17 protein-coding genes and 1 riboswitch are annotated in these 22,448 nt (G+C 64.1%); of the genes, 9 read left to right on the plus strand and 8 right to left on the minus strand.

Annotation, left to right across the window (positions count from 1 at the left end; all coding sequences use genetic code 11):
- From pilH to LOY54_RS01990, 6 genes are read left to right on the plus strand one after another with little or no spacing between them, the layout of a single operon-like run.
- On the plus strand, positions 1-366 hold the full coding sequence (gene pilH, locus LOY54_RS01965; RefSeq protein ID WP_045193983.1) for a twitching motility response regulator PilH: 366 nt from the start codon (positions 1-3) through the stop codon (positions 364-366).
- A complete protein-coding gene (locus tag LOY54_RS01970; protein WP_082075373.1) occupies positions 363-917 on the plus strand; it encodes a chemotaxis protein CheW in 555 nt (184 codons plus the stop codon). The genes pilH and LOY54_RS01970 overlap by 4 nt, the downstream gene beginning before the upstream one ends.
- A gap of 15 nt (positions 918-932) precedes the next feature.
- Positions 933-2,978: a methyl-accepting chemotaxis protein gene (locus LOY54_RS01975; RefSeq protein ID WP_045193845.1), complete on the plus strand. Its 2,046-nt coding sequence runs from the start codon at positions 933-935 to the stop codon at positions 2,976-2,978.
- Between the two features lie 25 nt (positions 2,979-3,003).
- The gene (locus LOY54_RS01980; RefSeq protein ID WP_258609013.1) at positions 3,004-8,313 is read left to right on the plus strand and encodes an Hpt domain-containing protein; all 5,310 of its coding nucleotides are present in this window, start codon (positions 3,004-3,006) and stop codon (positions 8,311-8,313) included.
- Positions 8,306-8,773, plus strand: a complete 468-nt coding sequence (locus LOY54_RS01985) for a chemotaxis protein CheW (RefSeq protein ID WP_093376918.1) — start codon at positions 8,306-8,308, stop codon at positions 8,771-8,773. The genes LOY54_RS01980 and LOY54_RS01985 overlap by 8 nt, the downstream gene beginning before the upstream one ends.
- A gap of 55 nt (positions 8,774-8,828) precedes the next feature.
- The gene (locus LOY54_RS01990) at positions 8,829-9,446 is read left to right on the plus strand and encodes a PAQR family membrane homeostasis protein TrhA (protein WP_045193841.1); all 618 of its coding nucleotides are present in this window, start codon (positions 8,829-8,831) and stop codon (positions 9,444-9,446) included.
- Here LOY54_RS01990 and LOY54_RS01995 read toward each other — a convergent pair.
- Both LOY54_RS01995 and LOY54_RS02000 read right to left on the minus strand, forming a co-directional pair.
- A complete protein-coding gene (locus LOY54_RS01995; RefSeq protein ID WP_045193840.1) occupies positions 9,443-10,162 on the minus strand; it encodes a 16S rRNA (uracil(1498)-N(3))-methyltransferase in 720 nt (239 codons plus the stop codon). The two genes, LOY54_RS01990 and LOY54_RS01995, sit on opposite strands and share 4 nt — an antisense overlap.
- 99 nt (positions 10,163-10,261) lie before the next feature.
- The gene (locus LOY54_RS02000) at positions 10,262-11,668 is read right to left on the minus strand and encodes an adenosylmethionine--8-amino-7-oxononanoate transaminase (RefSeq protein ID WP_258609014.1); all 1,407 of its coding nucleotides are present in this window, start codon (positions 11,666-11,668) and stop codon (positions 10,262-10,264) included.
- A 190-nt stretch (positions 11,669-11,858) separates the two neighbouring features.
- Here LOY54_RS02000 and LOY54_RS02005 point away from each other — a divergent pair, with 190 nt between their 5' ends.
- The 3 genes from LOY54_RS02005 to LOY54_RS02015 all read left to right on the plus strand — a co-directional run bounded on the left by LOY54_RS02005 (position 11,859) and on the right by LOY54_RS02015 (position 15,142).
- On the plus strand, positions 11,859-13,715 hold the full coding sequence (locus LOY54_RS02005) for a flavin monoamine oxidase family protein (protein WP_258609015.1): 1,857 nt from the start codon (positions 11,859-11,861) through the stop codon (positions 13,713-13,715).
- A gap of 262 nt (positions 13,716-13,977) precedes the next feature.
- A complete protein-coding gene (locus LOY54_RS02010; RefSeq protein ID WP_258609018.1) occupies positions 13,978-14,529 on the plus strand; it encodes a cytochrome b in 552 nt (183 codons plus the stop codon).
- A gap of 34 nt (positions 14,530-14,563) precedes the next feature.
- On the plus strand, positions 14,564-15,142 hold the full coding sequence (locus tag LOY54_RS02015; RefSeq protein WP_093376912.1) for a YceI family protein: 579 nt from the start codon (positions 14,564-14,566) through the stop codon (positions 15,140-15,142).
- A 64-nt stretch (positions 15,143-15,206) separates the two neighbouring features.
- Here LOY54_RS02015 and LOY54_RS02020 read toward each other — a convergent pair whose 3' ends face one another.
- The 6 genes from LOY54_RS02020 to LOY54_RS02045 all read right to left on the minus strand — a co-directional run bounded on the left by LOY54_RS02020 (position 15,207) and on the right by LOY54_RS02045 (position 22,438).
- Positions 15,207-17,090 (minus strand): DEAD/DEAH box helicase, encoded by a 1,884-nt coding sequence (locus LOY54_RS02020; protein ID WP_045193831.1) that lies wholly within the window; start codon positions 17,088-17,090, stop codon positions 15,207-15,209.
- A 221-nt stretch (positions 17,091-17,311) separates the two neighbouring features.
- Complete coding sequence (locus LOY54_RS02025; RefSeq protein ID WP_093376907.1) at positions 17,312-18,097, minus strand: ABC transporter substrate-binding protein; 786 nt, start codon at positions 18,095-18,097, stop codon at positions 17,312-17,314.
- Positions 18,098-18,162: 65 nt separating this feature from the next.
- A complete protein-coding gene (locus tag LOY54_RS02030) occupies positions 18,163-19,245 on the minus strand; it encodes a hypothetical protein (RefSeq protein WP_258609025.1) in 1,083 nt (360 codons plus the stop codon).
- Positions 19,246-19,354: 109 nt separating this feature from the next.
- Positions 19,355-20,200, minus strand: coding sequence for a methylenetetrahydrofolate reductase [NAD(P)H] (gene metF / locus LOY54_RS02035; RefSeq protein ID WP_045193827.1), 846 nt, complete (start codon positions 20,198-20,200; stop codon positions 19,355-19,357).
- Between the two features lie 93 nt (positions 20,201-20,293).
- Positions 20,294-21,703, minus strand: a complete 1,410-nt coding sequence (gene ahcY, locus LOY54_RS02040) for an adenosylhomocysteinase (protein WP_045193826.1) — start codon at positions 21,701-21,703, stop codon at positions 20,294-20,296.
- A 21-nt stretch (positions 21,704-21,724) separates the two neighbouring features.
- Positions 21,725-21,829, minus strand: a riboswitch (S-adenosyl-L-homocysteine riboswitch).
- A 99-nt stretch (positions 21,830-21,928) separates the two neighbouring features.
- The gene (locus LOY54_RS02045) at positions 21,929-22,438 is read right to left on the minus strand and encodes a hypothetical protein (RefSeq protein WP_258609027.1); all 510 of its coding nucleotides are present in this window, start codon (positions 22,436-22,438) and stop codon (positions 21,929-21,931) included.
- Between the last annotated feature and the right edge of the window lie 10 nt (positions 22,439-22,448).

Raw genomic sequence — 22,448 nt, forward strand, 5'->3', positions numbered from 1 at the left:
ATGGCCCGAGTTCTGATCGTCGACGATTCGCCGACCGAAATGTACAAACTGACCGGTATGCTCGAAAAGCACGGGCATGAAGTGCTCAAGGCCGAAAACGGCGCCGATGGCGTAGCCCTGGCCCGCCACGAAAAGCCCGATGCGGTACTGATGGACATCGTCATGCCCGGGGTCAACGGCTTCCAGGCCACCCGCCAGTTGAGCAAAGACCCGGAAACCGCGCATATCCCGGTGATCATCGTCACCACCAAGGACCAGGAGACCGACAAGGTCTGGGGCCAGCGCCAGGGCGCCAAGGACTACCTGACCAAGCCGGTGGACGAAGACACCCTGATCAAAAAGCTCAACGACGTGCTCAAAGGTTGACCACCCAGCCCATGGGCGAGTCGCTGACGGCCTTCGAGCTGCTGCTGGACATCGACCGGCGCTGCCGGCTGCTGGCCGCCGACCTGCCGTTGCAGGAAACCCGCCTGCAGAGCTGGAGCGGCATCGGCTTTCGCATTGCCGAACAGTGGTTCGTCGCGCCCATGGGCGAAGTCGCCGAAGTGCTGCACGAGCCGCGCCTGAGCCGCATCCCCGGGGTCAAGCCCTGGGTCAGCGGCGTCGCCAACCTGCGTGGCCGGCTGCTGCCGGTGATGGACCTCTGCGGTTTCTTCGCCCTGGGCCTGTCGGCACCGCGCAAGCAGCGACGAGTGCTGGTGCTCGACCATGACGAGTTGTTTGCCGGCTTGCTGGTCGATGAAGTGCTGGGTTTGCAGCATTTCCCGCTGCACAGCCTCGACCTGTCGCCGCCAACGCCGTTGCTCAGTGCGGCCGCACCCTTCGTCCAGGGGCATTTCCAGCGTGAGCGCAGCTGGGCGATCTTCAGCCCCTTCGCCCTGGCCCAGGCGCCGGGTTTCCTTGATGTCGCGCTGTAAAGGAACGCCACCTCCGTGACCACGACCAAGACGGCTCCATCGCCCCAGGGTTCCCGCAGCAGCGCGCAGATCGCGGCGCTGTTCGTGGTGCTGATCCTGTCGATCATCCTGCTGTTCGCCAACTTCGCCTACCTCAACACCCAGGCCAACTACGACAAGCAGTACATCGGCCATGCCGGCGAACTGCGGGTGCTGTCCCAGCGCATCGCCAAGAACGCCACTGAAGCGGCGGCCGGCAAGGCCGTGGCCTTCCGCCTGTTGAGCGAGGCGCGCAACGACTTCGAACAGCGCTGGGGCTACCTGAAAAAGGGCGATGCCAGCACCGGCCTGCCCGCTGCGCCGCCGGCGGTGCGCAAGGAAATGGACGCAGTGCTGCGTGACTGGGAAAACCTGCGCAAGAACACCGACACCATCCTGGCCAGCGAGCAGACCGTGCTGTCGTTGCACCAGGTCGCCGCGACCCTGGCCGAAACCGTGCCGCAGTTGCAGGTGGAGTACGAGAAGGTCGTCGAGATCCTCCTGCAAAGCGGTGCGCCGGCCAGCCAGGTGGCCGTGGCCCAGCGCCAGTCGTTGCTGGCCGAGCGTATTCTTGGCTCGGTGAATACCGTACTGGCCGGCGACGACACCGCTGTGCAGGCCGCCGATGCCTTCGGCCGCGACGCCAGCCGTTTCGGCCAGGTGCTCGAGGCCATGCTCGGCGGTAACGAAGCGATCCAGGTTACCCGCGTGCAGGATCCGGACGCCCGCGCGCGCCTGGGCGAGATCGCCGAGCTGTTCCAGTTTGTCGCAGGCTCCGTCGACGAAATTCTCGAAACCTCGCCCGAGCTGTTCCGTGTGCGCGAAGCCGCCGGGAGCATCTTCGGCCTGTCGCAAACCCTGCTCGATGAAGCCTCGCGCCTGGCCACCGGGTTTGAAAACCTGGCAGGCGGCCGAACCCTGGATACCGTCGGCGGCTATGTACTGGGTTTGCTGGCGCTGGCGTCGATCATTCTCATCGGCCTGGTGATGGTTCGCACCACCCACCGCCAGTTGCACGAAACTGCCGAGAAGAACGAGCGCAACCAGCAGGCGATCATGCGCCTGCTCGACGAAATTGAAGACCTTGCTGACGGCGACCTGACCGTAACCGTGTCGGTGACCGAAGACTTCACCGGCGCCATTGCCGATTCGATCAATTACTCCATCGACCAGCTGCGCGACCTGGTGGCGACCATCAACCTCAGCGCTGAGGAAGTTGCCGCCGCCGTGCAAGACACCCAGAACACCGCGCGCCAACTGGCCAAGGCCTCCGAGCACCAGGCCCAGCAGATCAGCGATGCCTCGGTGGCGGTGGGCGACATGGCTGAATCCATCGACCGCGTTTCCACCCACGCCTACGAATCGGCCAAGGTGGCCGAGCGTTCGGTGGCTATCGCCAACAAGGGCAACGAGGTGGTGCACAACACCATCAACGGCATGGACAACATCCGCGAGCAGATCCAGGACACCGCCAAGCGGATCAAGCGCCTGGGCGAGTCGTCCCAGGAGATCGGCGATATCGTCAGCCTGATCGACGACATTGCCGACCAGACCAACATCCTCGCCCTCAACGCGGCAATCCAGGCTTCGCTGGCCGGTGAAGCCGGGCGCGGTTTTGCCGTGGTTGCCGACGAAGTACAGCGCCTGGCCGAACGCTCATCGTCGGCCACGCGGCAGATCGAAGCGCTGGTGCGTACCATTCAGGCCGACACCAACGAAGCGGTGATCTCCATGGAGCAGACCACCGCCGAAGTGGTGCGCGGTGCGCGCCTGGCCCAGGATGCCGGGGTCGCCCTGGCCGAAATCGAAGGCGTGTCGCAGACCCTCGCCGACCTGATTCACAGCATCTCCGACGCCGCCCAGCTGCAGACCTCTTCGGCCGGGCAGATCTCGCATACCATGTCGGTGATCCAGCAGATCACCTCGCAAACTTCGGCCGGCTCCACCGCCACCGCCGAGAGCATCGGTAACCTGGCGCGCATGGCCAGTGAAATGCGCCGCTCGGTGTCCGGTTTTACCCTGCCGCCGACGCCACCGCGTTGAGGGCATCATGGTGATGGGAGCAGTTATGGCGGATCGGCACGATACGGTGGCGCTGGCCTGGGTCAGAGGGGCGATCGCCGACTGCCTGGGCCAGGCGCGCCTGACCCTTGAACACTTTGCCGCCGAGCCCGGCGATGAAGCGGTGCTCGACGGATTCGTCGAACAGCTGCACCAGGTGCGCGGCTGCCTGCTGATGCTCGAACTGCACGGCGCGGCGCTGCTCGCCGAAGAAATGGAACAACTGGGCCTGGCCTTGCGCCAGGGCCGCGCCAGCCAGCGCGGTGAAGCGCTGGGTGCGTTGTTTCGCGGCCTTGAGCAATTGCCGCTGTACCTGGAGCGCCTGCGCAGCGCCCGCCGCGACCTGCCGCTGGTGGTGCTGCCAGTGCTCAACCAATTGCGTGCCGAGCGCGGCGCCCAGGCCCTGGCCCAGGACAGCCTGCTGAGCAGCAGCCCGGCCGACGCCGAAGAGCTGGCCAACCTCGATCTGTACCTGGGCACCTGGCGCGATCGCCTGCAGGCCGGGCCGGATCGCGATGCCTTGCGTTCGGTGGTCGCCGCCCTGTGCGAAGACCTCAAGCGGGTCAAGGAGCGCCTCGACCAGTTCGTGCGCGGCGACCGCCAGCATCTTGAGGAACTGGAGCCGTTGCTGGCGCCGCTGCGCCAGATCGCCGACACCCTGGCGGTCCTCGGCTTTGGCCAGCCGCGGCGGGTGATCATCGACCAGGTGCTGGTGCTGCAAAGCCTGGCCCAGGGCCAGCGCGAGCCTGCCGATGCGCTGCTGATGGATATCGCCGGCGCGCTGCTGTATGTCGAGGCCACCCTGGCCGGCATGATCGGGCCGCTGGAACAGAACAGCCAGAGCCCGCTGCCGGGCACCGACCTGGCCGAGATTCGCCAGTTGGTGCTGGAAGAAGCCTTCGCCGTGCAGCAGCAGGTCAAGGACCTGATCGGCGATTGCCTCGACGCCGGCTGGCAGCCGCAGCGTCTGCAGCCAGTGCCGGGCCTGCTGCAACAGGTACGTGGCGCGCTGGCGATGCTGATGCTGCCGCGCGCAGCGGCGCTGATCGGGCAGTGCGGCGACTACGTGCATGAACAACTGCTGGGCAGTGAAACCCTGGCGGATGCTGCAGCCCTGAGCCACCTGGCCGAAGCCTTGAGTGCCTGTGAATGTTATCTGCAATGGCTGATTGCCGACCCTCAGGCCAATCCTTCGCGGTTCCTCGAGGCGGCTCAGCACAGCCTGGCAGCCTTGGGTTACCGCCTTGAGCCGGAGCCCGTGGCAGAGGCGCCAGTGGTAACTGCCGCCGAAGAAGCGCCGATCGACGATGAACTGCGAGAGATATTCCTCGAAGAGGCGCATGAACTGCTGCCCTTGCTCAATCAGATGTGGACGCGCTGGCAAGCCGACGGCAGCGATCGCGACGCCTTGATCGAACTGCGCCGTGGCCTGCACACCCTCAAGGGCAGCGGACGCATGGTCCGCGTCCAGGTGCTGGCGGAACTGGCCTGGGCGGCGGAGCACCTGCTCAACCGGGTGCTCGAAGGGCGGGTGGAAATCGGTGCGGCGCCGCTGGCTGCCTTGCAGCAGGCGCTGGACACATTGCCTGCGCTGCTCGGCGAGTTTGCCCAGGCACTGGCGCCAGCGCATCCGCAGGTTGAACAGCTGGCCGCACACTTGCACGCCCTGGCCATGAACGACCCGCGCAGCGAAAGCGAGGCCAGCGAAGCCATCGACCCGCAATTGCTGGAGATCTTTCGCAACGAAGCCCTGGGTCACCTGGACAGTCTCGAAGCCTTCCTGCACGAGGCCGACAAGCAGTTGCCGCTGGCGGTCAGCGATAACCTGCAGCGCGCCCTGCACACCCTCAAGGGCAGTGCGGCGATGGCCGGGGTAGTACCGATTGCCGAGCTGGCCGGCGCCCTGGACTTGCTGGCGCGGGAGTTCAAGGCCCATCAGCTGGCCTTCGACCTGGAAGAAATCTACCTGCTGGAAACTGCCGAGCCGCTGCTGCGCCGTGGCGTGCAGCAGCTCTCCAGCGCGCCTCTGGCGCCGATTGCCGGGGCCGCGACGCTGATCGCCGATATTCACCAGGTGGTCGATGCGCGCCTGCAAGCTTTGCTCGAGGCGCCAAGCCAGGGCCTGCGGGTCAAGCGCGACCCGCAACTGATTGCCAGCTTCCTGGCCCAGGGCATGGACATCCTGCTCGACGCCGAATCGTTGCTTTTGCGCTGGCAGGAGCACCCGGGCGAGCGCCAGGAACTCAATGCCCTGCTTGATGAACTGACCACCCTCGGCCAAAGCGCACACCTGGCCGACCTGTGGCAGGTGGATGAGCTGTGTGAAGCCTTGCTCGACCTCTATGGCGCCGTGGAGGAGAGCAGCCTGGCGGTCAGCCCGCGGTTCTTCAGCGAGGCGCAAAGCGCCCATGAAGCGCTGATTGACATGCTCGACCAGATCGCCGCCGGCCAGGAAGTCGACCCGCGTCCGGAACGCCTGCAGGCCTTGCGCGAGCTGCTTGACGAAGGCCTCGACCCATCGGCCATGGGCCTGGTCAATAGCCAGGGCGGGACAATCACCGAGCTTGCCAGTGCCACCGCCGAACTTGCGGCCCAAGCGCCGGACCCGGCCATGCTCGAACTGTTTCTCGATGAAGCCAGCGACATTCTCGACAGCGCCGACCAGGCCCTGGCGCGCTGGCTGCTGGATACCGACAACGCCTCGGCGCTGTCGTCGCTGGCCCGCGACCTGCAAACCCTCAAGGGTGGCGCGCAGATGGCCGCCATGGGCGCGTTCGAGGTGCTGGCACAAGAGCTTGAGCTGCTTTACGAAGGTTTGGTGGACCGGCGCTTCAGCCCTGGCGCCGAGCTGTTTGCCCTGCTCAAGCGCAGCCACCAGCAACTGGCGCAGATGCTCGAACAACTGCAGCAAGGCCAGGTGCCGGCTGCCCAGGTAGAGCTGCTGGCGGCGCTGCGCGAGTTTCGTCATGAGGCGCCGCCGCCGGTGCCTGTGGATAAACCCGTCGAAGCGCAGCAGGATGCCGGCGACAAAGAGCTGCTGGAGATCTTCCTCGAAGAAAGCCTGGACCTGGTCGAAAGCTCCAGCGCGGCCTTGCTGCGCTGGCAGGCCGAGCCGCGTAATGGCGTTGAGGTGGAGAACCTGCTGCGCGACCTGCACACCCTCAAGGGCGGTGCGCGGATGGTCGAGATCGGGCCGATCGGCGACCTGGCCCATGAACTGGAGTTTCTCTACGAACTGCTCGCCGCCGGCCAGTTGCAACCGAGCCCGGCGCTGTTCAGCCTGCTGCAGAATTGCCACGACCGCCTGGCGCACATGCTCGATGCGGTGCGCCTGCAGCAACCGTTGCACGCGGCCACGGCGCTGATCGACTACATCCGCAACTTCAGCAGCGCCGCATTGGCCGATACCGCTGCCGGTCAGGCGCACGCGGATATGGCGCCGCCAGAGCTGCCGGTGACCGCCCCTGAGCGTGGCGCCGGGGATATGGTCAAGGTGGCCTCGGAGCTGCTTGATGACCTGGGCAACCTGGCCGGAGAGAATTCGATCATCCGTGGCCGCATTGAGCAGCAGGTCAACGACGCCCAAGTGGCCCTGAACGAGATGGAAACCACCCTGGAGCGCATGCGCGACCAGTTGCGCCGCCTGGATACCGAAACCCAGGGGCGCATCCTCAGCCGCCAGGCCGATGGCGACGGCCAGGCCTACGACGATTTCGACCCGCTGGAAATGGACCGCCATTCGCAGCTGCAGCAACTGTCGCGGGCGTTGTTCGAATCGGCCTCCGACCTGCTCGACCTCAAGGAAACCCTGAGCGTGCGCGCCCATGACGCGCACAGCCTGTTGCAGCAACAGGCGCGGGTCAACAGCGACCTGCAGGAAGGCCTGATGCGCACCCGCATGGTGCCGTTCGAGCGCCTGGTGCCGCGCTTGCAGCGGGTGGTGCGGCAGGTCTCCAGTGAGCTGGGCAAGCAGGTCGAACTGGTGGTCGGCAATGCCGAGGGCGAGATGGACCGCAGCGTTCTGGAGCGCATGATGGCGCCGCTGGAGCACATGCTGCGCAACGCCGTCGACCATGGCCTGGAGTCGCGCGAGGCGCGCCTGGCAGCGGGCAAGCCTGCGCACGGGCTGATCTCGCTGAACCTGCTGCATGAAGGCGCCGACATCGTCATTGAAATGACCGACGACGGTGCCGGGGTGCCGCTGGAAGCCGTGCGGCGCAAGGCGATCAAGCGCGGTTTGCTCGACCCTGCAGCGGTGCTCAGTGACCACGAGATCATGCAGTTCATCCTCCAGCCAGGGTTTTCCACCGCCGAGAAGATCACCCAGATTTCCGGCCGCGGCCTGGGCATGGACGTGGTCCATGAAGAGGTCAAACAGCTCGGAGGTTCGATGGTGATCGAGTCGAAGCCGGGCAAGGGCGCGCGCTTTTTGATTCGCCTGCCATTCACGGTGTCGATCAACCGCGGCTTGATGGTGCACTACGGCGAAGAGCAGTACGCGATTCCGCTCAATACCATCGAAGGCATCGTCCGCGTGCCGCCGGCCGAACTCGAGGCGTGCTATCAGCTTGATCCGCCGCATTACCAGTACGCCGGGCATCGCTACGAGCTGCGCTACGTGGGCGAGCTGCTGCAGGGGGCGGCGCAGCCGAAACTGTTGGGCCAGAGCCTGCCGCTGCCGGTGCTGCTGGTGCACTCCCACGACCAGCAATACGCTGTGCAGGTCGATGGCCTGGCGGCCAGCCGCGAGATCGTGGTCAAAAGCCTGGGGCCGCAGTTTGCCGCGGTCCAGGGCTTGTCCGGGGCGACCTTGCTGGGCGATGGCCGGGTGGTGCTGATTCTCGATCTGCTTGGCCAGTTGCGCGGTTTGCAGCAGCAGTTGGCGCTGCACCAGCACAGCAGCGAAGGCCTGCGCCGGGACAGCCATGGCAGCTTGCCGCAACGGCCGCTGCTGGTAATGGTGGTGGATGACTCGGTGACGGTGCGCAAGGTTACCGGCCGCCTGCTCGAACGCCACGGCATGAACGTACTGACCGCCAAGGACGGGGTCGATGCCATGGCCCTGCTGCAGGAGCATCGCCCGGACATTCTCCTGCTGGATATCGAGATGCCGCGCATGGACGGCTTTGAAGTCGCCACGCAGATCCGCCACGACCCCAAGCTCAAGGACCTGCCGATCATCATGATCACTTCGCGTACCGGCCAGAAACACCGCGACCGGGCCATGGCCATCGGCGTCAATGACTACCTGGGCAAGCCCTATCAGGAATCGGTGCTGCTGCAGAGCATCGCCCAATGGAGTCGCCGCGATGCTTGAACAACCGGCCCGGCAAAACCGGCGCAGCAGCCTCACTGGCCTGCTGCTGCCTTTGAGCGATCGCTGCCTGGTACTGCCCAACGTGGCTGTGGCCGAACTGATCGGTTTTCAGGCCGGCAGCCCGGCGCTGGACGCGCCCGAGTGGATGCTTGGCTGGATTGACTGGCGCGGCCAGCGCCTGCCGCTGCTGAGTTTCGAGTCGGCCTGCGATGGCCAGTTGCAGGTTGGCGAGCGGGCGCGGATCGTTGTGCTCAATGCCCTGGGCGACAGCCCGCTGCGCTTTGTCGCCTTGCTGGTGCAGGGTATTCCGCGCTCGTGCAAGCTCGACAGCCAGCTCAACTACGTCGATGTGCCGCTGGCCGGCCTGGAGCTGGCGGCGGTACAGGTGGGCGAACAGGTGGCACGGGTGCCGGACCTGCCCGCGCTGGAGCAACTGTTGGTAGACGCAGGGGTGGTTTGAAGCATTTGCCTGTGTAGGATGGGAGACCTGTTTTAAGTCAGGAGGATCCTGTTGCATGTATCACGGTGAACGTTTCAACGCCTGGACCCATCTGGTCGGCGCCGTTCTGGCCTGCATCGGCGCCATCTGGCTGCTGGTGGTGGCGAGCCTGCAAGGCGACCCCTGGAAGATCGTCAGCCTGGCGATCTATGGCTTTACCCTGCTGTTGCTCTACAGCATCTCGACCCTTTATCACAGCGTGCGCGGCAAAGCCAAAGTGATCATGCGCAAGCTCGATCACCTGTCGATCTACCTGTTGATCGCCGGCAGCTATACGCCGTTCTGCCTGGTCAGCCTGCGCGGGCCCTGGGGCTGGAGCCTGTTCGGGGTGGTCTGGGGGCTGGCGGTGATTGGTATGCTGCAAGAGATCAAGCCGCGCTCCGAAGCGCGGGTCATGTCGATCATCATCTATGCGCTGATGGGCTGGATCGTGCTGGTGGCGGTCAAGCCGCTGCTCGCCAGCCTCGGCGCCGCAGGTTTTGCCTGGCTAGCGGCCGGTGGCGCGTTCTACACCATCGGCATCATCTTCTTTGCCTACGACAGCCGCTTTCGCCATTGGCATGGTATCTGGCACCTGTTCGTGATCGCCGGCAGCCTGCTGCACTTCATCGCGGTGTTCTTCTACGTGCTCTAGAAGTCGCCCCACAGCTGCTGGGCGACGGCCAGGGCCACGACTGGCGCGGTTTCGGTGCGCAATACGCGCGGGCCCAGGCGTGCGGCATGGAAGCCGGTGGCCTTGGCCTGCTCGACTTCGGCCTCGCTGAGGCCGCCTTCTGGGCCGATCAAAAACGCCAGGCTGGCGGGCTGCTGATGGCTGACCATGGGTTCGGCGACCGGGTGCAGGACCAGCTTGAGGTCCTGGTCGCAGGCCTTGAGCCAGTCTGCCAGCGGCTGTGGTGGGTGGATGACCGGTACGCTGGAGCGCCCGCATTGCTCGCAGGCGCTGATCGCCACCTGGCGCCAATGAGCCATGCGCTTGTCGGCGCGTTCATCCTTGAGGCGTACTTCGCAGCGCTCGCTGACGATCGGGGTGATAGCGCTGACGCCCAGTTCGGTGGCCTTCTGGATTGCCCAGTCCATGCGCTCGCCGCGCGACAGGCCCTGGCCGAGGTGAACCTGCAGGCTGGAGTCGGCTTGCCCGGCGAAGGCTTCGTCGAGCTGCACGCGGACGGTTTTCTTGCCGACTTCCAGCAATTGGCCGCGAAACTCCTGGCCGCTGCCGTCGAACAGTTGCACGGCATCGCCAACCGCCATGCGCAGCACGCGGCCGATGTAGTGGGCCTGGGCTTCGGGCAGGTCGTGGGCGCCGAGGCTCAGGGGGGCGTCGATGAAAAAGCGGGACAGTCTCATGTACTAACTCTAAAAATGTGTTGGCAGTGCGGGCTTCATCGCGGGGCAAGCCCGCTCCTACAGGGATCTTTGCAGGAGCGGGCTTGCCCCGCGATGCTGTTAGCCCGGATCGCGGAAATCAGGGTGAAAATCAGCCGGCACTGCCACGCTGACGCGGCTGCTGGTGGCGATGTCGATACCCTCGGTGGCCACCTCGGCGAGGAAGTCGATCTGCTCCGGGGTGATCACGTATGGCGGCAGGAAGTACACCACGCTGCCCAGCGGGCGCAGCAGGGCGCCACGGCTCAGGGCATGTTCGAAGACCTTCAGGCCACGGCGTTCCTGCCACGGGTAGGCGGTCTTGCTGGCCTTGTCCTGGACCATCTCGATGGCCAGGGCCATGCCGGTCTGGCGCACTTCGCCAACATGCGGGTGGTCGACCAGGTGCTCGGTGGCGCTGGCCATGCGCTGGGCCAGGGCCTTGTTGGCCTCGATGACGTTGTCCTGCGCGAAGATATCCAGGGTCGCCAGCGCCGCGGCACAGGCCAGTGGGTTGCCGGTGTAGCTGTGCGAGTGGAGGAAGGCGCGCAGGGTCGGGTAATCGTCGTAGAAGGCGCTGTACACCTCGTTGGTGGTCAGGCACGCGGCCAGCGGCAGGTAGCCGCCGGTCAGGGCCTTGGACAGGCACAGGAAATCCGGGCGGATGCCGGCCTGTTCGCAGGCGAACATCGTCCCGGTGCGGCCAAAGCCCACGGCGATCTCGTCGTGGATCAGGTGCACGCCATAGCGGTCACAGGCCTCGCGCAGCAGCTTGAGGTATACCGGGTGGTACATGCGCATGCCACCGGCGCCCTGGATCAGCGGTTCGACGATCACCGCGGCGACCGTGGTGTGGTGTTCAGCCAGGGTCTGCTCCATGGCCGCAAACATGTTGCGCGAGTGCTCTTCCCAGCCCATGCCCTCGGGGCGCAGGTAGCAATCGGGGCTTGGCACCTTGATGGTGTCGAGCAGCAGCGCCTTGTAGGTCTCGGTGAACAACGGCACGTCGCCGACCGACATCGCCGCGATGGTCTCGCCGTGATAGCTGTTGCTCAGGGTGACGAAGCGCTTCTTCTCTGGCTGGCCTTTGTTCAGCCAGTAGTGAAAGCTCATTTTCAGCGCCACTTCGATGCAGGACGAACCATTATCGGCGTAGAACACCCGGTCCAGGCCTTCGGGGGTGATCTGCACCAGGCGCTCGGACAGCTCGATCACCGGCTGGTGGCTGAAGCCTGCGAGAATCACGTGCTCAAGCTGGTCGACCTGGTCCTTGATGCGCTGGTTGATGCGCGGGTTGGCATGGCCGAAGGCGTTGACCCACCAGGAGCTGACGGCGTCGAGGTAGCGCTTGCCTTCGAAGTCTTCCAGCCACACGCCTTCGCCGCGCTTGATCGGAATCAGCGGCAGTTGTTCGTGATCTTTCATCTGGGTGCAGGGGTGCCACAAGACCTTGAGGTCACGTTGCATCCACTGTTGGTTGAGGCCCATTTCGATTCTCCTGGCGACGGCGGCTCGGACATGCCGCGCAAGCCTATGCAATGCGCCGGTCGAGAACAACCCGTGCGCTGCAATCAGGGTGCTGGCGTTGCTGGCGGGGGCGCTTGGCGTGGCGTATCCTTCGGCTACTCTTTCTGGGGGATCCCCCCAAACACTTCTGCTTTGATCCGGAGTTCGCCGAATGTCTGCTGGTTGGCTGCGCGCCTGTGCGCTGGTAATGATAGGACTGTTCAGCGGCACTGCGCTGGCCAAGGACAAGGCCCCGACGGCAATCGTCGTCGGTGGCGGTCTGGCCGGCCTGACAGCCGCCTATGAGTTGCAGAACAAGGGCTGGCAGGTGACCCTGCTGGAAGCCAAGACCGGCATGGGCGGGCGCTCGGGCCTGGCCACCAGTGAATGGATCGGCAACAGCAAGGCCCAGCCGGTGCTCAACCAGTATCTGGATGCCTTCAAGCTCAGCACCTTGCCGGCACCTGAGTTCGTGCGTACCCCGGGTTACCTGATCGATGGCGAGTATTTCAGCGCCGCCGACCTCAGCACCAAGCAACCGGCCACCGCCGAAGCGCTCAAGCGTTACGAGAAGACCCTCGACGACCTCGCACGCTCGATCGACGATCCGCTGAACCCGGCGGCCAACAGCACCCTGTTCGCCCTCGACCAGCTCAACGTTTCCGGCTGGCTCGACAAGCTGCAACTGCCGGCCACCGCGCGCCAGCTGGTCAACCAGCAGATCCGTACCCGCTATGACGAGCCGTCGCGCCTGTCGCTGCTCTATTTCGCCCAGCAGACCCGCGTCTACCGCGGCGTCAGCGACCGTGACCTGCGCGCCGCACGCCTGCCAGGCGGTAGCCCGGTGCTGGCCCAGGCCTTCGTCAAGCAATTGAAAACCATCAAGACCCAGTCGCCGGTCAGTGCCATCATCCAGGACAAGGACGGCGTCACCGTCAAGGTTGGCAGCGTCGGTTACCAGGCCGACTACGTCGTGCTGGCCGTACCGCTGCGCGCGCTGTCGAAGATCCAGATGACTCCGGGCCTGGACACCAAGCACCTGGCCGCCCTCAAGGGCACCAACTACGGCTGGCGCGACCAGCTGATGCTCAAGTTCAAGACCCCGGTGTGGGAAAGCCGCGCGCGGATGTCTGGCGAGATCTACAGCAACACCGGCCTGGGCATGCTCTGGATCGAGCCTGCGCTCAAGGGCGGCGCTAATGTGGTTATCAACCTCTCCGGTGACAACGCGCGCCTGCTGCAGGCCTTTGGCGACAAGCAGATGGTCGACCAGGTGTTGATCCGCCTGCACGCCTTCTACCCACAGGCCCGTGGCGCCTTCACCGGCTACGAAGTGCGCCGTTACAGCACCGACGTCGGTACCGGTGGCGCCTACCTGGCCTATGGCCCTGGGCAGATCAGCAAGTACTGGCGCCTGTGGGAGCGTCCGGTTCAGCGGGTTGCCTTTGCTGGCGAGCACACCGATGCGATGTACCCAGGCACCCTCGAAGGCGCCCTGCGCAGCGGCCAGCGCGCTGCCAGCCAGGTCCAGGACCTGGCCGCCGGCAAGTCGTTCGAGCCGGTCAAGGCGGTTGCCGCCACGGCCGCTGCCGGCACCGCGGCTGCCGCGGCGAGCAAAGGTAATTTCTTCAGCAACCTGTTTGGCGGCTCGCCCGACAAACCGGCCAAGGCCGAAGAGCCGGTGAAGAAGGAAGAGGGCAAGCCAGGCTTCTTCAAGCGCATGTTCGGTAGCGATGACAAGCCTGCCGAGCAGCCAGCGGCCAAGCAGGCCGAGGTGGCTCCGGCCCCTGCGCCGGCGGCTGCGCCAGCACCTGCGGTCGCCCCGGTTGCCAAGGAAGAGCCAGCCAAGGCGCCAGTGAAAGCCGCTGCGGCCAAACCAGCGGCCAAGCAGGCACCGGCGAAAAAGCCGGCAGCCAAGGCGCAACAGCCGAAGAAAACCGCAGCCAAGGCTGCGCCTGCGAAAAAAGCCGCCGCCAAGGCGGAACCAGTGAAAAAGCCGGTAGCCAATACCCAGGCCAAGGCGCAGTAATGCGCTGACTTCATCGCCGGCAACGCCGGCTCCTACAGGGGCAAGTACACACCGAACCTGTGGGAGCCAGCCTTGCCGGCGATGGGCCGTGCAGCGGCCCCAAGGCCCGCAGGGTCTTCCCTTCCCACGTAGTTAATGTTTCCTTAATAGCTTCGTTTCATACTAAAGATCATATTTCTCGATATTTCAGAGCAAGTTTTTCTGCTTTTATTCGATTAATAAATCGTTAGTCTGAGCACAGTTCTTACAGGGAAACACGGCAATGCAACTGCGCAACTCACCTTCTCGTTATGGCTTTGTCAGCATCGTCCTGCACTGGGGTGTTGCACTGGCTGTATTCGGCCTGTTCGGCCTGGGCCTGTGGATGATGGGCCTGGACTACTACAGCCCATGGCGCAAAGACGCCCCCGACCTGCACAAAAGTATCGGCCTGGTGCTGCTTGGTGTGATGCTCCTGCGCGTGCTCTGGCGCTTTCTCAGCCCACCGCCGCCAGCGCTGCCCAACCACGGCAAACTCACCCGCCTCGCCTCCAAGGCCGGCCATGGCCTGCTGTACCTGGGGCTGTTCGCGGTGATGGTTGCTGGCTACATGATTTCTACCGCCGACGGCGTTGGCATCCCGGTGTTCGGCCTGTTTGAAGTGCCGGCGCTGGTCAGCAACCTGCCCGATCAGGCCGATGTCGCCGGCGAGATCCATTTCTACCTGGCCTGGGGCCTGGTGATCTTTGCCGGGCTGCACGGCCTGGCAGCCCTGAAACACCACTTTATCGACCGTGACGCGACCCTGATCCGCATGCTGGGCCGCAAAGCTTGATGTTCAACCTCAACTCCAAAAGGGATATAGACGCATGTTGAAAAAGACTTTTGCCGCTCTGGCGCTCGGTACCGCACTGTTCTCGGCCGGTCAGGCAATGGCAGCAGACTACAAGATCGACAAGGAAGGCCAGCACGCCTTCGTTGACTGGAAGATCAGCCACCTGGGCTACAGCTTCATCCACGGCACCTTCAAGGACTTCGATGGCTCCTTCAGCTGGGACGCCGCCAAGCCTGAAGCCAGCAAGATCGCCGTCGACCTGAAAACCGCCAGCCTGTGGTCCAACCACGCCGAGCGTGACAAGCACATCGCCAGCAAAGATTTCCTCGATGTGAGCAAGTTCCCAGAGGCTAAGTTCGTCTCCACCGCTGTCAAATCGACCGGCGAGAAAACTGCTGACGTGACTGGCGACCTGACCCTGCACGGCGTCACCAAGCCAGTCATCTTCAAGGCCACCTTCAACGGTGAAGGCAAGGATCCATGGGGTGGCGAGCGCGCCGGTTTCAACGCCAAGACCACGCTGAACCTGAACGACTTCGGCATCAAAGGCCCAGGCCCGTCTTCGCAGACCCTGGATCTGGACATCTCGATCGAAGGTATCAAGCAGAAGTAATGCTTGCTGCATAAACGAAAACGCCGCCCCTAGGGGCGGCGTTTTTGTTGGCGCGGTCGCTGAATCAGCGGTTTCGCGTCAGCAGCGCAGGCTTCTCGCCACGTGGACGGCTTGGCAGCTGCTCGAGCTGTTCGGCAGTCGGGAAGCGGTCGACCTTCGACTCCTTGTGGACGATCTTCGGCTGCGGCTGGCCCTCACGCGGATTGCGCACGGCCGGCTCTTTGCTCGCTTGATCGTCGCGCGCCGGGCGGCGATTGCGACCGCCACCGTCGCGGCTGCCGCCACCATTACGGGCACCGCCGCCGCGCTTCTCGCCATTGGCCGAAGCACCACCACCGCTGCGCGGACCGTTGTTGCTGCGCGGCTGGCCGCCACGTGGCTGGCCACCGGTGCTGGCGCCGGTGCCGGTCTGGGCAGGTGCGCCCGGACGACGGTTACGGCCCTGGTTGCCCTTGTTCTGGTAAGGGCTGACGTAGTCGGCGCGGTTGCCGAAGTTGTCGACTTCGTCATCCAGGAACTCTTCCGGATCACGATTGGCCGGAACTTGCGGAACACCTGGCTGGCCCGACTGGGCCTGACGCGGTTTGTTGTCGCGGGGCTTGCGCTCCTGGCGACCACCGGCGGATTTCTCCGCGGTTTTTTCCTTGTCCTTGTCGCGGCCTTTGTCTTTGCCCTGGTCCTTACCCTTGTCCTTGCGACCGCCGCTACCGGCATTGCTGCCATCGGCGCGCTGGCCACGGCCACCACGCGGATTGTTTTGCGGACGCTCACGGGTCTCGGGTTTCTCGGCTTCGACCTTGGAGGCATCAAAGCCCATCAGGTCGCCATCCGGGATCTTCTGGCGGGTAACGCGCTCGATGCTCTTGAGCAGTTTTTCTTCATCCGGAGCGACCAGCGAGATGGCCTCGCCCGAACGACCGGCACGACCGGTACGGCCGATACGGTGAACGTAGTCTTCTTCAACGTTGGGCAGTTCGAAGTTGACCACGTGCGGCAACTGGTCGATGTCCAGGCCACGGGCGGCGATATCGGTGGCAACCATGATGCGCACGCTGCCGGCCTTGAAGTCGGCCAGGGCCTTGGTGCGCGCGTTCTGGCTCTTGTTGCCGTGGATCGCGGCGGCGGTCAGGCCGTGTTTTTCCAGGTACTCGGCCAGGCGGTTGGCGCCATGCTTGGTACGGGTGAACACCAGCACCTGTTCCCACGCACCGGTGGTGATCAGGTGTGCCAGCAAGGCGCGCTTGTGGCTGGCCGGCAGGCGGTAGACGCGCTGCTCGATACGCTCGACCGTGGTGTTCGGCGGCGTGACCTCGATGCGCTCGGGGTTGTGCAGCAGCTTGTCGGCAAGGTCAGTAATGTCTTTGGAGAAGGTCGCCGAGAACAGCAGGTTCTGACGCTTGGCCGGCAGGCGGGCAAGGACCTTCTTCACATCATGGATGAAGCCCATGTCGAGCATGCGGTCGGCTTCGTCGAGCACCAGGGTCTCGACGTGGGACAGGTCAACGCTGCCCTGGCCGGCGAGATCCAGCAGACGGCCGGGGCAGGCCACCAGCACGTCGACACCCTTGGCCATGGCCTGAACCTGTGGGTTCATGCCGACGCCACCAAAGATGCAGGCGCTGACGAATTTGAGGTCGCGGGCGTAAACCTTGAAGCTGTCGTGAACCTGGGCGGCCAGTTCGCGCGTCGGGGTCAGCACCAGTACCCGCGGCTGGCGTGGGCCATGGCGCTGGGATTTGTCCGGGTGACCACCGGGGAACAGGCGTTCAAGGATCGGCAGGGCGAAACCGCCGGTTTTACCAGTACCTGTCTGGGCGGCAACCATCAGGTCGCGGCCTTGCAACACGGCGGGAATGGCCCGCTGTTGCACCGGAGTGGGCTGGGTGTAGCCCGCAGCCTCGATGGCGCGAACTAGAGCCTCGGAGAGACCGAGGGAAGCAAAGGACATGAGTAATCCTGTTTTAATGGGGGCTGAGCCCGATGGGATAATCTTGCCTGGCGCGACGGGCATCAGCTGATGCTATCGCGTCCGGTCCAGCAGGGTCTTCAATGCGCATCCGGGGCGGCGGGCGGGCTCTGGGCCGCGCTGTCCTGCCGGTCGGGATGCCTTTTGCAAGGCCGAGCGTCCGGGCGTAAGCCTGGCGGGAAGGCCCGAGTATAACAGAGCATTCAGCGCATGCTGCTTTCCTGCTGCTCAACGGCGGTTGGAAAGTTTTCCGCAGTGCCGGCGTAGCGTGCATGCAGCGCGGCATAGGCCGGCTCGCGCTTGAAGCGCCGCAGCTCGGCGGCAAAGCGCTGGGCCAGCAGGTCCATGCCGACATTGCGGCGCACCGCCAGATACTGGCTGTGGCGGCTGATCACCAGAGGCAGTTCGCTGATCTGCTGTTCCAGGCCCAATGTCTTGATCATATAGCGGCCCACACGGCGGTCGGTAATCAACAGGTCGATACGTCCGCGCTGGAGCTTGCCGAAGTTGGCCTCGTGAGTGGGGGCCGGCTCGCGGGTGAACAGCGGTGAGTCGATAAACGCGCCACCATAGCTGTAACCGGGCGAAGTGCCGACGGTAAGGCCGCGCAGGTCTTCCAGGCGCTTGACCTTGTGCGGGCGAGCGTTGGCATAGAACAGGGTAAATTCGACGTCGGACAGCGGCTCGCTGGGGTAGAACAACTGGCTGTCGCGCTGTTCGGTCTGGAAGATGTCCAGCACGCCATCGGCCAGGCCCTGCTCGATCATCGCCAGGCAGCGCTTCCAGGGCAGGAACTGCCATTCCACCTCGACCCCCAGGCGCTTGAATACCTCGGCGGTGACTTCATAGTCGATGCCTTTGGCCTGGCCGTCTTCGAGATAGACGTAGGGGGCCCAGGGTTCGGTGACGATACGCAGCTTCTCGCCGTGGGCAAAGGCACTCAGGCAAGTGAGGATCAGCGCGGTCAACAGGCGGGTGAAATCGGGCATGGCTGGAGATTACGACGTGTGCACGGCTATGGCTAGTAGCCGTGCGTGTCGAGCCAGCCTGGGTGTCAGCGCTGTGATCGCTTTAACAGTGAATCACGCACCGTGCGGTGCTTGCGGCCCAGCGACAGGCGCATGCCTGGGTGCTCGAACCAGCGGTGCAGGGTATCGGCGCAGATCGGTCGCGGATGGCGAGCCCTGGCGTTGTCCAGGGCCTTGTCCCACCAGGCCGTAGCGCAGGCGCGGTCGAACTCGTTGGGGTAGTCATAGCAGCCATTGAGCAACTCGCGCATGAACTGGCGCTGTTCGCTCGGCAGGGCCAGGCTCAGCGCCTTGTAGCCCAGGCGTTGCAAGGTCGGCGGTTTGGGCAACTGGGCGTTGACGCGGGTGACATCCGCCAACGCCTCTTCGCTCAGGGGCGCGTGCTGGTGCTTGGCCAGCCAGGCCTGGACCTTGGCCCGGAACAACTGCTTGCGGCTCCAGTAGTGATGGATCAGGTCGGTGCACTGGTTGACCTGCATCTGCCGGTAGGCGGCCACGCCCAGGCAGAACTCCTCCAGGGTGTAGGCGCCGTTGGCGTGGGGGTAGTACTCGTCCATCAAGGCGATGGAGCGCTCCAGCAATGGCGCATCTTCCTGCATCAGGCCAATCACCCCGGAGTTCAGCAGCGCCATGTGCCGGTCGGCCAGCCCGCGTTCTTCGAGCATTGCTGCCAGGCTCTGGAACAGCGGGCACTGCAGATCATTGCCATAGGTACTGCCGATGGCATTGCACAGCAGGGTGCCTGGCTTGACCCGGCGGAACAGCTCGATGGGCGACTGATGGAAGAACGTGTCGGTATCGATCAGCACGGCCATGGGCGCGCTGGCAAGCACCTGACGCAGCACCACGTGCTTGCTGCGAAAGTGGTAGCCGTAGGGCTGGTTCCAGGCTTCACGGGTGGCGGCGTCGAGTGGATGAACAGTTACCGGCAGGTGCCGGTAGGGTTCGGGATTGTCGCTGTAGACCTGGATATCAAGTGCTTCCCCGGGTGTCTTGCGCAGGTTGGCCAGGGCGCTGACGATGCTGAACTGGGCTTCCTGGTGGTAGGTGGGCGGCCCGAAGACCAGGTAAACGAGTTGCGGTCGAGCAGGGGTAAGTCCTTGGCGCATGAAGGCACGAAAATCCGTCTGGGGGCAGGAATGCAGAAAGGCCCTTAGCGTAAGCTAAAGGCCTTTTCAGTATTCTGACGCAATTGTTACCTGCGGTGTAGCGGTTCGATCAGCGGGGCAACTTGAGGTTGTTCCAGATCGCCAGGCTCGGGTCGGCCTGGTTCAAGGTGTAGAAGTGCAACCCTGGAGCGCCGCCTTGCAGCAGTTGCTCGCACATGCGGGTGATGACGTCTTCACCGAAGGCCTGGATGCTCTTCACATCGTCGCCGTAGGCTTCCAGCTGCTTGCGGATCCAGCGTGGGATCTCGGCGCCGCAAGCGTCGGAGAAACGCGCCAGCTTGCTGTAGTTGGTGATCGGCATGATCCCCGGTACTACCGGAATATCCACACCCAGCTGCTGCACGCGCTCGACGAAATAGAAGTAGCTGTCGGCGTTGAAGAAGTACTGGGTGATGGCGCTGTCGGCGCCGGCGTTGGCCTTGCGCACGAAGTTCTTCAGGTCGTCCTCGAAGTTGCGCGCCTGGGGATGCATCTCCGGGTAGGCGGCGATTTCGATATGGAAGTGATCGCCGCTTTCCTGGCGGATGAACTCCACCAGTTCGTTGGCGTAGCGCAGCTCACCGCTGGCCATGCCCATGCCCGACGGCAGGTCGCCGCGCAAGGCGACGATGCGCTGGATGCCGGCTGCCTTGTACTGGGTCAGCAGCGAGCGCAGGTCGTCCTTGCTGTCGCCGACGCACGACAGGTGCGGGGCGGCAGGGACTTTCACTTCGCTTTCCAGCTGCAGCACGGTGTTCAGCGTGCGGTCGCGGGTCGAGCCACCGGCACCGTAGGTGCAGGAGAAGAAATCCGGGTTGTAGCTGGCCAGCTGGCGGGCAGTGGCGAGCAGTTTTTCATGTCCAGCATCGGTCTTGGTCGGGAAGAACTCGAAGCTGTAACGACGTTCCTGAGACATAGAAGGTTCTCTTCAGCGGCAAGCTACAAGCCGCAAGCGACAAGCAGAAGCGGCGCGAACCGCTTGCAGCTTGCAGCTTGCAGCTACCAACTTTCAGTAACGGTAGGCGTGTGGCTTGAATGGCCCTTCAACAGTCACGCCGATGTATTCGGCCTGTTGCGGGGTCAGTTGGGTCACTACACCACCGAAGCCGCGGACCATTTCCAGGGCCACTTCTTCGTCGAGTTTCTTCGGCAGGACTTCAACGGTCAGGCGCTCGGCTTTCTGAGCGGCTGGCAGGTCGGCGTACTTCTGTTCGAACAGGAAGATCTGTGCCAGGACCTGGTTGGCGAACGAGCCGTCCATGATCCGGCTTGGGTGGCCGGTAGCGTTACCCAGGTTCACCAGGCGGCCTTCGGCCAGCAAGATCAGGTAGTCGTCGTTCTGTGGGTCGAAGTCGCCGTGGCCGGTACGGTGGATCTTGTGTACCTGTGGTTTGACTTCTTCCCAGGCCCAGTTCTTGCGCATGAAAGCGGTGTCGATTTCATTGTCGAAGTGGCCGATGTTGCAGACCACGGCGCGCTTTTTCAGGGCCTTGAGCATGTTGGCATCGCAAACGTTGACGTTACCGGTGGTGGTCACGATCAGGTCGATCTTGCCCAGCAGGGCCTTGTCGATGCTCGCTTCGGTGCCGTTGTTGATACCGTCGATGAACGGCGAGACCAGCTCGAAGCCGTCCATGCAGGCCTGCATGGCGCAGATCGGGTCAACTTCGGAAACCTTGACGATCATGCCTTCCTGACGCAGCGACTGGGCCGAGCCCTTGCCCACGTCACCGTAACCGATGACCAGCGCCTGCTTGCCCGACAGCAGGTGGTCGGTGCCGCGCTTGATGGCATCGTTGAGGCTGTGACGGCAGCCGTACTTGTTGTCGTTCTTGCTCTTGGTGACCGAGTCGTTGACGTTGATCGCCGGGACTTTCAGCTCGCCCTTGGCCAGCATGTCGAGCAGGCGGTGCACACCGGTGGTGGTCTCTTCGGTGACGCCGTGGACGCGCTCCAGTACCGCCGGGTATTTCTTGTGCAGCAGCTCGGTGAGGTCGCCGCCATCGTCGAGGATCATGTTGGCGTCCCATGGCTGGCCATCCTTGAGGATGGTCTGCTCCAGGCACCACTCGTACTCTTGCTCGGTCTCGCCTTTCCAGGCGAACACAGGGATGCCGGCAGCGGCAATGGAGGCAGCGGCCTGGTCCTGGGTCGAGAAGATGTTGCAGGACGACCAGCGCACTTCGGCACCCAGGGCGACCAGGGTTTCGATCAGCACGGCGGTCTGAATGGTCATGTGGATGCAGCCGAGGATTTTCGCACCCTTGAGCGGTTGCTCTTCAAGGTACTTGCGGCGCAGGCCCATCAGCGCTGGCATTTCCGATTCGGCAATGATGGTCTCGCGACGGCCCCAGGCAGCCAGGGAGATGTCGGCGACTTTGTAATCGGTAAAACCAGCAGGCGTGTTTACAGCGCTCATTGAGAGCCTCCATTCGTAGTGTGCGAATGGGCGCCGTTGTGCGTTTAGTGTCCGCAGGCAGGCCTGGCGGGACAACGCCCCATCCGAGCCTGACAGGTTGAACCTGCTGCAGCGCCCCTCGGACAGGTGGCGGGAACGGTGGCCAATGTAGCCACCGTCGAATAATACCGGGCGATTATAGCCGGGCTTTTCGAGCTTCCCAAGCGCTAAAGACAAATCTGCGGCTCAGTCGGTCGGCGCCGTGACCAGCAGGTCCAGGTGCAGGCTCAGGTATGCCAGCGGCTCGCAGCCCTGGGTCAGCAGCATTACCTGCCAGGTCAGCTTGAATTCGCCCGGATGGTCGCTGTGCAGATGCCAGTGGTAGTCGTCGACCTCGCGGCACGACGGTTGCAATGGTGCGGATGCCTCCGGACGTGCCAGGCGCAGATTGTGCTGTTCGATCAGCTCGATTGTCAGCGGCGGCGTGCTGGCAGGGCTGTGGCTGAACAGTATTTCTTCGCCGAGCAGTGCTACCGGCACCATGCGCAGCAGTAGCGGGGTCCCGGCTTCGACGGTCAGTCGGGGGGAGTCGACAAGCAGAGAGCCGTCCGGCTCCGCTCGGGTGTGCAGGATGCACAGGTGGCGAGGGTTGAGCGCGACGGGCGTACCCGGGTTGCCGGGCAAAGGGTCGAGCGAGGCAAGCAGGCCCTGGGCATCGACGATCAGTACAACGTGTTCAGGTTTCTCCGTAGCCATGATGAGCTCC

The sequence above is a fragment of the Pseudomonas sp. B21-032 genome, from assembly GCF_024748965.1.
In the GTDB taxonomy this organism is placed as follows: Bacteria; Pseudomonadota; Gammaproteobacteria; order Pseudomonadales; family Pseudomonadaceae; genus Aquipseudomonas.